Here is a 12,882-nt window from a genome sequence, read left to right as displayed (position 1 = left end):
AAGTCCGGGCCGCCGGTCTGGCACGATGGAACCGTGAGCTTCTTCCTCGTTTTCCTGGCCGTCGTGCTGGTGGCGGCCGTCCTTTGGGCCGGCCTGGGCCGGCGCGCCCGCAAGACCGGCGGGGCTGCGCTGCCCGCCCTTTTGGACGGGGGATTCGACGAGCCGCCCGCCAACCTGCCGCCCGTGCTGCTTCCGGAGCGTGCCGCTCCGGAAGACGTTGAGCAGATCCGCTTTTCGCTTGGCCTGCGCGGCTACCGGATGGACCAGGTGGACCAGGTCCTGGACGAGCTGCGGGACCAGTTGACCGCAAGGGACACCGAGCTGGCGGAGCTGCGTATCCGGCTGGCTGCCATGGAGCAGGCGGGGGAGCAGGCTTCCGACGGCGGACCCGCGGCACCCGGCGGGAGGGCACCTGAAGTGCCAGGCAGCGGGAACGCCGGGAGTGGGGAGGCCGACGAGGTTGCCGTGCCGGGACAGGGCGGCCTGTGAGCACGGTGGCCCCCCGCAACGCTCCGCCCTCTGCCGGCACCCTGGCCCGGCGCCTGGCCTCAGCCGTCCGCAACTGGCCGTGGTGGCTCCAGGTCACCGGCCTGTATGCCGCCGCACGCCTCGTTTCGGCCTGCATCTTCATGGCCGCGGCGCTCCACCAGGGCGTCAACCCCTGGTTCCCGCCCAAGCCGGATTACTGGAACTTCATCAACATCTGGGACGCCCGCTGGTACGCCCAGGTCATCGCCAACGGCTACCCGTCAATCCTTCCCACGGATGCCGCCGGCAATGTGCAGGAAAATACGTGGGCTTTCTACCCGCTCTATCCTGCACTGGCCGGTGGACTTAGCCGCCTCACCGGCTTGAACCCTGCCGCCTCGCTGACCCTCATCGCCATGCTGGCCGGCTGGGCGGCCGCCCTGGTGGTCTACACGCTCTTCCGGCAGAAGGCCGCACACGTGCCGGCCATGTGGGGGGTAGCGTTCTTTTCGACTTTTCCCGTCTCCGCCGTGCTGCAGGTCCCGTATGCCGAGCCGCTGTCACTCCTGCTGCTGGCCGCGGCCCTGCTGCTGGTAGTACGCCGGCAGTACCTCTGGGCCATCCCCGTGGTGTTCCTGCTGTGCCTGTCCCGGCCGGTGGGCGTCCCCTTCGCCGCCATGGCGGGGCTGCTGCTGGTCTTCCGCGCCGCCGCGCACATCCGGAAGGGGCGGCAGCGCGGCGCGGATGAAGCAGCCCATTCCCTCCGGGACCTGGCGGCACTGACGGGGCTCACCGCCGTCGCAGGCGTTTCCGCGCTGGCCTGGCCCGCCGCCGCCTGGGCAGCGACGGGCGACCCGCAGGCCTATACCAAAACCGAGACGGTGTGGCGGGGCCAGGACCTGGTCCCCTTCCAGCCGTGGTTCGACACCGGCGTCGAACTCTTCGGCCCCGTGCTGGGCCTTCTGGCCCCCGTGGTTTTCGTGGCACTGTTCATTGCCATGCTGTTCCTTCCCCCGGTGGTGCGGCTCGGCGTCGAACTGCGGCTCTGGTGCGCCTGCTACATGGGTTACCTGCTGATATTCCTCCATCCGCAAACCAGCACCTTCAGGATGCTGCTGCCGCTGTTTCCACTGGCCCTGTGGGCGGCGTTCCTGTCCCGTTCCAGGGCTTACCGGGGCACGGTGGTGGTGATGTTCCTGCTGCTTCAGATGGTCTGGATCGTCTGGCTCTGGGCCTGGGCGCAGCTTCCCGGCGGAGGGGATTATCCGCCCTGACAAATCAGGCTTCCGCGCAGGTCAGCCGGGAAATAACAGTTGCCGGAAAATGTCCATCGATTAGCTACGTACGGGTAATTCCGCGATAATGATAGGTAAGCAAGGACAAAAGCATTCAGAAAACGCGCAGCCTTGGCGGTGGCACCACCACCCCGCCATAGCGGCCTGATCGACATGCGGACACAGCCCGCCCGGGCTGATCAGTCCTGGGACAAAATGGAGGGGAATTCCTCATGGCGGCTATGAAACCACGCACCGGCGACGGCCCAATGGAAGTCACCAAGGAGGGCCGCAGCCTGATCATGCGCGTCCCGCTCGAAGGCGGCGGACGCCTGGTGGTCGAACTGAACGCTGCCGAGGCAGCCAACCTCAAGGAATGCCTGGTAGGCGTTACCGAATAGTCGTACCGGACAGGGTGCGCGGCCCGCGGGCTGCGCACCCTGTCCTTTTTTGGGAGGCTTACTTCTTGACTGCCACCAGCAGGCCATCGCCGGTGGGGAGCATTGCCGACGCGAGCCTGTCGTCGTCGCGGATTGCCCTGCCCACCTGCCGCAGGACCACCGTGGTGGCCTCCCGGCCCGCCGGGTTGGCAACCTTGTCCTTGTCCAGCGCGTCATTGATGACCAGCAGCCCCGCGGGCTTCAGCAGCCGGATGGCCTGCTCCACATAGCCCGGAAGGCCCGGCTTGTCCGCGTCGATGAAGACGAGGTCGTAGGCGCCATCGGTCAGCCGTGGCAGGACGTCGCCCGCACGGCCGGAAATGGTGCGGGTGCGGTTGGCGGGACTGCCGGCCTCCGCAAACGCTTCGCGGGCGGCCCTCAGGTGCTCCACATCCACGTCGATGGTGGTCAGGACTGCGTGCGGTCCCAGGCCCCGCAGCAGGCAGACGCCGGAGACGCCGGCGCCGGTGCCGATCTCGACGGCGGTCTGGGCTTTGGAGGCGGCGGCCAGCACCGTCAGGACGGCCCCCACGCCGGGGCTGATGGCGCTTACTCCCAATTCAAATGAACGTTCCCGGGCCCGAAGCATAACCTCATCCTCAGCGGGCAGATCTTCTGCATAGGACCAGCTGCTGGATTTGTCGGCGCTCATGAATTATCGCTTTCTGGGCGTAAGGGGGGAATGTCTCCTCAAGCCTACTGTGTTCGGGCCGGCCGGCCGGGAAAGCGGCCGTTGCGCCGAAGGCTGAAGTTTGCCAATGGTCAGGAAATTCCCAGCCAAGTTTGACATGATTGATATCCGCTCATCCAAAAGGTGACCGGCGCCGAATCAGAGATGTCAACAGTATCCGGGCGTTAGCATTCCACGAGGGGAGTGGACGATGTCATCTTCAGTTGTGGCACCTGTCCCTGCAGTAAACAATCCCGACGATGAGTGGGTCCGTCCCACCTGGGAAGAAGTGGTCACCAACCATTCCGCAAAGGTGTACCGGCTGGCGTACCGCCTGACCGGAAACAAGTACGACGCCGAGGACCTCACCCAGGAGGTGTTTGTCCGCGTCTTCCGGTCGCTGGAGAACTTCAAGCCAGGAACACTCGACGGCTGGCTGCACCGCATCACCACCAACCTGTTCCTTGACCAGGCCCGGCGCAGGACCCGCATCCGTTTCGACGCCCTCGCGGAGGACGCCGAGTCCCGGCTGCCCGGCCGTGAGCCGGGGCCGGAGCAGAGCTTCGAGCTGAACAACCTGGACCTGGACGTACAGGCCGCGCTGGAGGAACTGCCGCCGGACTTCCGTGCCGCCGTGGTCCTGTGCGACCTCGAGGGGCTGTCCTACGACGAAGTCGCCGAGGCCCTGGGCGTGAAGCTGGGCACCGTCCGCTCACGCATCCACCGCGGCAGGACCATGCTCCGTGAAAAGCTGGCCCACCGGGACCCCCGCCCGCAGCAGTCCCGCCGCAAGCTTGCGATGCCACGCATCGCCGGCATCCTCTGAACGGCACATGAAGTCCCAGTTTCCTTTCGGCGGCAGGCATCAGCGCAGCGGCAGCCACCTTGAGGCCTGCCAGGAGTGTGCTGCGGCCGTGCGCCGGGAACGGCAGTACCTGGAGCGTCTGCGCGATGCTCCCATTCCGCCCGCCAGCCAGGACCTGACGGCGCGGCTGCTGACCCGCACCCACGAATTGGCAGCCCAGCCGCCCGCCCCTGCCCATCAGGGCGGGACCTCCCGTGTGGCCGCCCGGGCACTTGCATTCACCGCGGGCGGAACCATGGCAGCGGCCGGAGTGCTGGCCGTAGGGGCCTTCACGGCAGCGGGAGACCCTGCGGCCGGGGAACGGGCGGGGACCGAAGCAGCCTTTTCGCACGTCTCGTCCCAGACCCCTGCGGACGGCCGGACCTTGACCGCCGCGCAGCTGGCCACGTTGCGTTCCGAGGGGTGGGCCTGCCCCGAACTGCAGGCCATGGGATTCCATGTGGAAGCGGCCAGGGCGCTGGTGGTTGACGGGCAACCTGCAGTGGAGCTGCGGCTCACCGACGGTACCCATCACGCCACCGTCACGGAACAGCACCCGGTTGATCATCAACCGGCCGGCAACGCCACACCGGCTCCGGGCGGCCCGGCGGGGGAGGGCTCCGCCGGCCAAGGTGGTCCAATGCAGGTTTCGAGCACCTCTCCCTGGTCCGCCACCTACCGGGCAGCCGGCCTCACCATCACTTACCGCTCCGATCTGCCCCCCGAGCAGGCAGATGATGCCCTGCCCATGCTCAAGCAGTACGCCGATACCGCGGCGGAAGGGGTTGCCGCCGCCGTGCCCGACACCACAGTGACGCCTGCACCGGAGCCCCTGGAGTCGCGGCTGGAGCGCGGGATCAGCAAGATAGCTGCCCTGTTCACCCAGTAATGCAGACTGTTATCCCGTCCGCCGGACGGGAATCGTCACTCGCAGCCCGGAGAGGGTAATCTTCCTAAAGTGTTTGGAATCAACGGCCCGGAGTTCATCCTTCTGCTGATCATCGGCGTGCTGGTGATCGGCCCCCAGCGGCTGCCGGAATATACCCAGAAGCTGGCAAACCTGGTCAAGGAACTCCGCCGCATGGCTTCCGGGGCGCGTGAACAAATCAAGGAAGAAGTGGGCATCGACATTGACGATGTCGACTGGAAGAAGTACGACCCCCGCCAGTACGACCCCCGCCGCATCATCAAGGAAGCACTGCTCGACGACGACACCAAGCCCGTCAGCGCAAATGCTCCGGCCGCCGTGGCAGCAGTTTCCGGCGCCGCGGCCGTGGCGGATGCAGCCCCGCAGCGGCCCGAAAGAGTCGTGCAGAGGCTGGCCCCTGGCGATGCAGCCCCTTTCGACACCGAAGCCACCTAGGGTTTTCGCGCCCCGCCAGTTCCGGCCCGGTCAGCGCGGCTGCAGTCCCAGCTTCATCCCTGCAAGGCCACGGGGTTTTGCGGCCAACTGCCCTGCGATGCCGGCCAGCGCCACAGCGCCCGCCGAAGCAGGTTGGCCCAGCACGATCGGAACCCCCGAGTCCCCGCCTTCGCGCAGCTGGATGTCCAGGGGAATCTGGCCCAGCAACGGTACCTCCGCCCCGACCGTGGCGCTGAGGCGTTCGGTGAGGACCGCCCCGCCGCCGCTTCCAAACAGTTCCATCCGGCCGCCGTCGGGCATCTCCAGGTAGGACATGTTCTCGATGACGCCCGCGATCTTCTGACCCGTCTGGGTGGCGATGGCGCCAGCGCGTTCGGCAACGTCCGCCGCCGCCGCCTGGGGCGTGGTGACCACCAGGATTTCGGCCTTGGGCAGGAGTTGGGCCACGGAAATGGCGATGTCACCCGTACCCGGCGGGAGATCCAGGAACAGGGCGTCCAGGTCGCCGAAGTAGACGTCGGTGAGGAACTGTTCCAGGGCCCGGTGCAGCATGGGTCCCCGCCAGGCAACCGGCTGGTTGCCGGTGACGAACATGCCAATGGAGATCACCTTCACGCCGTACGCAACCGGGGGGAGGATCATGTCGTCCACCTGGGTGGGTTTCTGGGTGATGCCCATCAGCGCAGGGACGGAGAAGCCGTAGACGTCTGCATCCACGATGCCCACACGCAGGCCTTGGGCAGCCAGGGCCGTGGCCAGGTTGACGGTGACCGAGGACTTGCCCACTCCGCCCTTGCCGCTGGCCACGGCGTAGACCCTGGTGAGGGAATCGGGCTCATTGAAGGGGATTTTGCGCTGGCCGCCGGCGCCGCGCAGCTTCTCCTTGAGGGCATCGCGCTGGGCCTGGTCCATCACCTTGAGCTCGACGTCGACGGCGGTGACGCCGGGGACTGCGAAAAGGGCCTTTTGCGCATCGGCGGTGATGGTGTCCCGCAGCGGGCAGCCGGCAATGGTGAGCAGGACCACCACGCTCACCTTGCCGTCGTCGGAAACCTGGACGGAGTCCACCATGCCCAGTTCGGTGATGGGGCGCCGGAGTTCGGGATCGATCACGGTGGCGAGGGCGCTGTTGACGGCCTGTGCCAGTGCCGGTTGGGTGGAGTCAGCGGGATCGATGGGGGCGCTCATGGGAGGAGCCTCGGCTTTCGTACGGATGCGGCGGCGGGCCTGCCGGAGGGCGGCCTGGCGGTCATTGGGCAGAGTGGCCCGGTTTCACCCGGGGGATCTGCTGGGTGCGCGGGCTGCGTTGCCGGTCCCGCTGTTCGCGCAGCTTGTCCTTGACCTTGTCCCGTGGGGATTCGTGCGAACCGGGGCCCGTGTCGTCGTGGGTCCGCAGTTCCTCCTGGGCTTCCAGCAGGTCTTCAAGGAGTGAGCGCAGCTCGGCGCGGACGTAGTCGCGGGTGGCTACCTCGCGCAGGGCGATCCGCAGGGAGGCCAGTTCCCGGGTCAGGTACTCGGTGTCGGACAGGTTGCGTTCGGCGCGCTGGCGGTCCTGCTGCACCGAGACGCGGTCGCGGTCATCCTGCCGGTTCTGCGCCAGCAGCAGCAGGGGCGCGGCGTAGGAAGCCTGCAGCGACAGCATCAGGGTCAGCAGGGTGAAGCCAAGGTCCCTTGAATCGAACTGCCACTCGACGGGCGCCCACGTGTTCCAGCCCAGCCAGAAAATACAGAACACCGTCATGTAGACCAGGAACTGCGGGGTGCCCATGAACCGGGCAAAGCCCTCGGTGGCGTGGCCGAATGCGTCCGGATCCGGGGAGAACTTGGGCAGGATCCGCTGCCGGGCGCTCAAGGGGGTATCGAGACTGCCTTTTGATTCCGCGTTGGCCAGGTTCCGCTGGCTGGGGTTCTTCGGGGCGCTGTTATCAGCCAATGCGGCCACCGAGCTTTCTTATCGGGGCTTCGCCATCATGGGCGCGCCAGTCGTCCGGCAACAAGTGATCCAATACGTCATCAACAGTCACCGCCCCCACAAGCCGGCCGGCGTCGTTGACCACCGGGAGGGAGTTGAGGTTGTAGGTGGCCAGGGTCCGTGCCACTTCGCTGATGTGGGCCTGGTCGGACAACGGCTCGAGGTTCTTGTCCACCAGGTTTCCCAGAGCCTCGAACGGCGGGAAGCGCAGCAGCTGCTGGATGTGCACCACACCCAGGAAGCGGCCGGTGGGGGTTTCCAGCGGCGGCCGGGCAATAAAGATCGACGACGCCAGCGCAGGGGAGAGCTCCTCCCGCCGGACGTGGGCCAGGGCTTCGGCAACCGTGGCCTCCGGCGGCAGGATGACCGGTACCGGAGTCATCAGGCCGCCGGCGGTGTCCTCGTCGTATTCAAGCAGGCGGCGGACGTCCTCCGCGCCTTCGGGTTCCATCAGCTGGAGGAGTTCCTCTGCCTGGGCGGAGGGGAGTTCGCCGAGGAGGTCGGCGGCGTCGTCGGGGTCCATCTCCTCGAGGACGTCGGCGGCGCGCTGGACATCCAGCGCGGAGAGGATTTCCACCTGGTCGTCCTCGGGAAGCTCCTGGAGGACGTCGGCCAGCCGCTCGTCCTGCAGTTCGCTGGCCACTTCGAACCGGCGCTTGTCGCTCATCTCCTGCAGTGCCTCGGCGAAGTCAGCGGGCTTGAGGTCCTCGTGGTTGGCCACGAACTGTGTGGCTGCCTGCGGCTCGGTGCGTGGCCCCTGCTGGGCGTCCGCCCAGTCAATGATCAGTGTTTCGTTGCGGCGCAGCCGGCTCAAGGGGGACAGTGAGTGGCCGCGCCGGACAAAAAGCTTGCTGACAAACCAGTCGCGGGACCGGTGCTGGTCGATGGCGATGTCCTCGATGGTGGCGTCCCCGCTGCCGTCACGGAGGGTGACCCTGCGGTCGAACATCTCCGCCACCACCAGCGTTTCGGCTCCGCGCTGTTCAAACCGGCGCAGGTTGACCAGGCCCGTGCAGATGATCTGGGTCTGGTCGATCGAGGTAATGCGCGTCATGGGCACGAAGACGCGCTTCTTTCCCGGTACTTCCACCACGATGCCCACCACGTGGGGGGCTCCCTGGGTTCCGCGGGACAGCACAACAACATCGCGCAGCCGGCCCAGCCGGTCGCCCAGCGGGTCGAAGACATCGAGGCCCAGGAGGCGCGCCACGAAGACGCGAGTAGGTGTTGTGCTCACCACTACAGGCTACCGAGTCTGCTCTCTTTTAGCTGAATTTACAGGCAGCACCCACCTTGATGGGCAAGAATGGGGTTATGTCGAACATTTTTGGTCCTCCCAGGGCCGGCGCCGCGAACGGACCGGACGATGCCCGGGCTGTTCCCACCGGCGACACCGTTGGCTCCTACACTTCCTACCTCGACGCCCAAAAAGCGGTTGACTACCTGGCGGACCAGCAGTTCCCGGTCCAGATGGTCTCCATCGTGGGCAATGAACTGAAGATGGTGGAGCGGGTCACCGGGCGTCTCAGCTACCCCCGGGTGGCGCTGTCGGGGGCGTTGAGCGGCATGTGGTTCGGCCTGTTCGTCGGCGTCATGCTGTCCTTCTTCGCACCCTCGCCCGGCTACTTCTCGATCATGACGTCGGTGCTGATGGGTGCGGCGTTCTTCATGCTCTTCGGCATCGTCACGTACGCCATGCAGCGCGGCAAGCGGGACTTCACGTCCACCAGCCAGGTGGTGGCAACGAGCTATGACGTGATCGTTGCGCCGGAGGCCGCCCACGAGGCGCGGCGCCTGCTGCAGCAGCTGCCCATGACGCGTTCGGACGCGGCAGCGGGCCAGCGGCCGTACACACAGCACGACTACTACAACCAGCCGTACCAGCACCAGCAGCAGCCGGGGCAGCAGCAGGGCCCTGCCCGTCCCGCCGGATGGAACGATCCCTACGGCCAGCGGTCCGCCGGCACAGCCGCCGAGGATGGATCAGCCCAGGACGGAAGTGGCTACGCAGGCGACGCCGGCCAGCAGCACAGTGGTCAGCAGCACAGTGGGCAGCAGCACGGCGGGCAGCAATACGACGGCGGCCAGCACCAGCCGGCGCAGCCGGCAAGCCCGGTCCGGGCCGTCCGCTACCCGGACCTGCCGGATGGCCGCCCGCAGTACGGCGTGCGCCTGCCGCAGGGTCCCGGCGCCGGACAGCCAGGGCCAGGACAGCCAGAGCCAGGACAGCCAGATCCCCGACAGCCTGCGCCAGGACAGAACGCGGAACACCAACCCGACGCCCGGCATGGCCAGGACGGGGACCAGCACCACGGCGACCACCGGGAGTAGGACGGCCGGAGCAGCCAAGGTCCAGGAAGCCTGAAAGCCAAGGAAACCTGAAAGCCAAGGAAACCTGGGAGCGCCAACGCAAAGAGCGGGACCGCCGGAACGAATCCGGCGGCCCCGCTCTTTGCTGTTTCCGGCCGGGGTCAGGCTTCTTCGGTCCGGTAGATGCCGGCCATCCAGTCCTCCACGTCTTCCGGTTTCCGCGGCAGGGCGGCACTGAGGTTCACGGGGCCGTCAGCGGTCATGAGGATGTCGTCCTCGATCCTGATGCCGATGCCGCGGTATTCCTCGGGAATCGCCAGGTCTTCCTTCTTGAAGTACAGGCCCGGTTCGATGGTGAAGACCATGCCTTCGGTGAGGATGCCGTCCAGGTAGAGTTCGCGTTTGGCCTGCGCGCAGTCGTGCACGTCCAGTCCCAGGTGGTGGCTGGTGCCGTGCGGCATCCACCGGCGGTGCTGCTGCCCCTCGGGGCTGATGGCCTCCTCCACGCTGACCGGCAGGATGTCCCATTCGGCCAGGCGCTCTGCCAGCACGGTGGTGGCGGCGGTGTGGATGTCACGGAACTTGGTTCCCGGCCGGGCAGCGGCGAACCCGGCGTCGGCAGCATCAAGGACTGCCTGGTAGACCTTGCGCTGGATGTCGCTGAAGGAGCCGCTGGCCGGAAGCGTCCGGGTGATGTCTGCAGTGTAGAGCGAGTCGGCCTCGACACCGGCGTCCAGGAGCAGGAGCTCGCCGGCGTGGATGCGTCCGGTGTTGCGGGTCCAGTGCAGCACGGTGGCGTTGTTGCCGGATGCTGCGATGGTGTCGTAACCCAGTTCGTTGCCCACTTCGCGGGCGCGGGCGAAGAAGGCTCCCTCCACCACCCGCTCGCCGCGGGCATGCGTCAGTGCCCGCGGAAGGGCCTTGACCACTTCTTCGAAGCCTTCGACGGTGGCCGCCACCGCGATCTTCATTTCCTCGATTTCCCACTCATCCTTGAGCAGGCGCAGTTCGGAAAGGGCCTCACTGAGCTTTTCGTCCAGGGCATCAAGGACGCCAAGGTCCAGGTTCTCAGGGTCCCTGGCCGTGTTGTACCGGGCCGTGTCCACCAGTGCGTCAATGTTCTCGTCCACTTTGCGGACCAGGCGGATGGAGATTCCGCCGATCTCCGGGGCGCCCACATCCTTGGTGATGGCCGTTTCCAGTTGGTCGATGTGCGCGGTGGCCAGTCCCAGGCGGGCCTCGAATTCCTCCAGGGTGGGGCGGGCCCCAATCCAGAACTCGCCGGAGCGGGAATCGGCGTAGAACTGTTCGGTGTCCCTGCCGGCCAGCGGCCGGAAGTACAGCGTCGCGCGGTGGTTCCCGCCGTCGTCGCCCGTTCCTTCTGCCACGGGTTCCAGGATCAGGACGGCATCCGGTTCGTGGTCCAGGCCCAGCCCGGTCAGGTGGGCGAAGCCGGAGTGCGGGCGGAAGCGGTAGTCGCAGTCGTTGGAACGGACTTTCAGGGGCCCCGCGGGGATGATCAGGCGTTCGCCGTTGAACAGGGCGGAGATCGCCTTGCGCCGGGCAGCGGCGTATCCGGCGACGGCGTCCCGCTGCGGAAGCTCCTGGCTGGACGGCGCCCAGTTGCTGGCCATGAAGGCCTTGAAAGCGTTGGAACTGGGCCGCTGCGAGCGGTTGTTGACGCGCTCCTCCAACGGCTGGGAAGCAGAGTTTTGGGTGTTTTCGGCATCGTTCACGGCACCATCGTCTCACCAGCATCCCGGCTAAGCGAACAGGACAGCCGGGTCCCGGGGCCGTGGTCCACTACGCTGGACCAGTGAGGATTGACCTGCATGCCCACTCCAATGTTTCCGACGGTACCGAAACGCCCGCCGATGTCATGGCGTCCGCCGCGCGTGCCGGCCTTGATGTGGTGGCCCTGACCGACCACGACTCCACGGCAGGCTGGGCGGAGGCGGCAGCGGCCGCAGCAACCTGCGGGGTGGCACTGGTACCGGGCATGGAGGTTTCATGCCGGACGGAGGAGGGCATCAGCGTCCACCTGCTGAGCTATCTGCATGATCCCACCCATCCCGGCCTCCTGGAGGAAATCACCAAGGCCAAGGATTCCCGCCTCACCAGGGCCGAACGGATGGTCACCATCCTGGCGGAGGACTACCCGCTGACGTGGGATGACGTGATCCACCACGTGGCACCCGGCGCCACCCTTGGACGGCCGCACATCGCAGACGCCCTCGTCGCGGCGGGCGTGGTGGAGGACCGTTCGGAAGCCTTCGCCTCCATCCTCACCTCCCGGTCCCGGTACTTCATCCCGCACTATGCTCCGGACCCGGCCGCCGCCGTCGAACTTGTCCGTGCCGCCGGCGGCGTGCCCGTGTTCGCCCACCCTGTGGCGTCCGCACGGGGACGGATCGTGGGGGAGCGGACCTACCGCGACATGATCGACGCCGGGCTGGCCGGCCTGGAGATCGACCACCGGGACAACCCGGAAGAGGGCCGGGACTTCCTGCGCAGGCTCGCGGCCAAACACGGCCTGCTGATTACCGGTTCCTCCGATTACCACGGCACCGGCAAGCCCAACCTGCTCGGCGAAAACCTCACGGCACCCGACATGCTCGCGCGGATCGAGGCACTCGGCACGGGAGCCGCCGTCGTCCGGCCCTAGCTGGGCTGGAACGAGGCAACGGTGGCGTGCGCGCCCAGCCGCTTGGCCATGATGTCAATGGCGGGCTGGTTCTGGTCCACGCACACGAACTTCCGGCCAAGCTTGGCGGCAACGGCCCCCAGCGTTCCGGAGCCGGCGAAGAAGTCCAGGCACCAGTCACCGGGCCGGCTCGAGGCGGCCACCACCCGCCGGACCAGGCCCTCCGGCTTCTGCGTGGGGTAACCGGTCTTCTCCTTGCCGGTGGGTGAGACGATGGTGTGCCACCAGACGTCGGTGGGCAGCTTTCCCAGCTCGCGCTTGGCAGGCGTTACCAATCCAGGCGCCATGTACGGCTCGCGGTCCACCTCGGCGCTGTCGAAGTGGTACTTCGCCGGGTTCTTGACGTACACCAGGATGTTGTCGTGCTTGGTGGGCCACCGGTTTTTGGCCCGCGCGCCGTAGTCGTAGGCCCAGATGATCTCGTTCAGGAAGCATTCGCGGCCAAAGATCGCATCAAGCATCACTTTGGCGTAGTGCACCTCGCGGTAGTCCAGGTGCAGGTAGAGGGTTCCGTCGTCGGCCAGCAGGCGCCATGCCTCCACCAGCCGGGGTTCCAGGAAGGACCAGTAGTCGCTGAACGCGTCATCGTAGCGGTGCAGGGCGCCCTTGATGGTGTCGTAGGAGCGGCCCTTGAAGCCCACGCGGTCCCCGCTGCCGCCGGCGTTAACCACCATCCTGGTTTCCTGGCGCAGCTGCGGCCTGCCCGTGTTGAAGGGCGGGTCCACGTAAATCAGTGTGAAGGCGCCGTCCGGCAGCGTGGGGAGGTACTCCGCGTTGTCAGCGTGTACCACCAGGCTGCCGCCGTCCGGCGCCCAAACAGTGTCAGTCATCGGGGCA

Annotated in this window: 14 protein-coding genes; 8 read left to right on the top strand and 6 right to left on the bottom strand. The window is 66.9% G+C overall.

Translation table 11 applies throughout. From position 1 onward, the window contains the following. Positions 1-33 precede the first annotated feature (33 nt). The 3 genes from ASG79_RS21755 to ASG79_RS23305 all read left to right on the top strand — a co-directional run bounded on the left by ASG79_RS21755 (position 34) and on the right by ASG79_RS23305 (position 2,143). Positions 34-489: a DivIVA domain-containing protein gene (locus tag ASG79_RS21755; RefSeq protein WP_056394094.1), complete on the top strand. Its 456-nt coding sequence runs from the start codon at positions 34-36 to the stop codon at positions 487-489. Beyond that, a complete protein-coding gene (locus ASG79_RS21750) occupies positions 486-1,742 on the top strand; it encodes a hypothetical protein (RefSeq protein WP_056394093.1) in 1,257 nt (418 codons plus the stop codon). The genes ASG79_RS21755 and ASG79_RS21750 overlap by 4 nt, the downstream gene beginning before the upstream one ends. A gap of 233 nt (positions 1,743-1,975) precedes the next feature. Then, on the top strand, positions 1,976-2,143 hold the full coding sequence (locus tag ASG79_RS23305; RefSeq protein WP_009357720.1) for a DUF3117 domain-containing protein: 168 nt from the start codon (positions 1,976-1,978) through the stop codon (positions 2,141-2,143). A gap of 58 nt (positions 2,144-2,201) precedes the next feature. Here the strand turns inward: ASG79_RS23305 and ASG79_RS21745 are convergent, their stop codons facing one another. After that, positions 2,202-2,834 (bottom strand): O-methyltransferase, encoded by a 633-nt coding sequence (locus ASG79_RS21745; protein ID WP_018768591.1) that lies wholly within the window; start codon positions 2,832-2,834, stop codon positions 2,202-2,204. A gap of 229 nt (positions 2,835-3,063) precedes the next feature. Between ASG79_RS21745 and sigE the strand changes: the two genes are divergently transcribed. The 3 genes from sigE to ASG79_RS21730 all read left to right on the top strand — a co-directional run bounded on the left by sigE (position 3,064) and on the right by ASG79_RS21730 (position 5,059). After that, on the top strand, positions 3,064-3,678 hold the full coding sequence (gene sigE, locus ASG79_RS21740; RefSeq protein WP_026265669.1) for an RNA polymerase sigma factor SigE: 615 nt from the start codon (positions 3,064-3,066) through the stop codon (positions 3,676-3,678). Between the two features lie 7 nt (positions 3,679-3,685). Continuing rightward, complete coding sequence (locus ASG79_RS21735; protein ID WP_056394090.1) at positions 3,686-4,585, top strand: hypothetical protein; 900 nt, start codon at positions 3,686-3,688, stop codon at positions 4,583-4,585. A 69-nt stretch (positions 4,586-4,654) separates the two neighbouring features. Then, a complete protein-coding gene (locus ASG79_RS21730) occupies positions 4,655-5,059 on the top strand; it encodes a twin-arginine translocation protein subunit TatB (RefSeq protein ID WP_018768588.1) in 405 nt (134 codons plus the stop codon). Positions 5,060-5,089: 30 nt separating this feature from the next. On the opposite strand, the gene ASG79_RS21725 is transcribed toward ASG79_RS21730, so the two are convergent. The 3 genes from ASG79_RS21725 to ASG79_RS21715 form a co-directional block, all read right to left on the bottom strand. Beyond that, positions 5,090-6,247 carry an Mrp/NBP35 family ATP-binding protein gene (locus tag ASG79_RS21725; RefSeq protein ID WP_056394089.1) on the bottom strand — a complete coding sequence of 386 codons (1,158 nt, stop codon included), beginning with the start codon at positions 6,245-6,247 and terminating at the stop codon, positions 5,090-5,092. Between the two features lie 61 nt (positions 6,248-6,308). After that, positions 6,309-7,001, bottom strand: coding sequence for a DUF1003 domain-containing protein (locus tag ASG79_RS21720; RefSeq protein WP_018768586.1), 693 nt, complete (start codon positions 6,999-7,001; stop codon positions 6,309-6,311). Then, positions 6,985-8,268 (bottom strand): magnesium transporter MgtE N-terminal domain-containing protein, encoded by a 1,284-nt coding sequence (locus tag ASG79_RS21715; RefSeq protein WP_026265667.1) that lies wholly within the window; start codon positions 8,266-8,268, stop codon positions 6,985-6,987. Before ASG79_RS21715 ends, ASG79_RS21720 begins: the two co-directional genes overlap by 17 nt. Before the next feature lie 77 nt (positions 8,269-8,345). Between ASG79_RS21715 and ASG79_RS21710 the strand changes: the two genes are divergently transcribed. Next, positions 8,346-9,362, top strand: a complete 1,017-nt coding sequence (locus ASG79_RS21710) for a general stress protein (RefSeq protein WP_056394085.1) — start codon at positions 8,346-8,348, stop codon at positions 9,360-9,362. A gap of 140 nt (positions 9,363-9,502) precedes the next feature. On the opposite strand, the gene ASG79_RS21705 is transcribed toward ASG79_RS21710, so the two are convergent. Then, positions 9,503-11,077, bottom strand: coding sequence for an aminopeptidase P family protein (locus ASG79_RS21705; RefSeq protein WP_056394082.1), 1,575 nt, complete (start codon positions 11,075-11,077; stop codon positions 9,503-9,505). A gap of 80 nt (positions 11,078-11,157) precedes the next feature. Between ASG79_RS21705 and ASG79_RS21700 the strand changes: the two genes are divergently transcribed. Next, positions 11,158-12,006, top strand: a complete 849-nt coding sequence (locus tag ASG79_RS21700) for a PHP domain-containing protein (protein ID WP_056394079.1) — start codon at positions 11,158-11,160, stop codon at positions 12,004-12,006. On the opposite strand, the gene ASG79_RS21695 is transcribed toward ASG79_RS21700, so the two are convergent. Continuing rightward, positions 12,003-12,875 (bottom strand): DNA-methyltransferase, encoded by an 873-nt coding sequence (locus ASG79_RS21695; protein WP_056394077.1) that lies wholly within the window; start codon positions 12,873-12,875, stop codon positions 12,003-12,005. The genes ASG79_RS21700 and ASG79_RS21695 overlap by 4 nt on opposite strands. Between the last annotated feature and the right edge of the window lie 7 nt (positions 12,876-12,882).

The organism is Arthrobacter sp. Soil761 (genome assembly GCF_001428325.1).
GTDB lineage: Bacteria > Actinomycetota > Actinomycetes > Actinomycetales > Micrococcaceae > Arthrobacter.
Note: the sequence above shows the minus strand (reverse complement) of the source record. Positions and strands in the feature narration are given on the sequence as shown.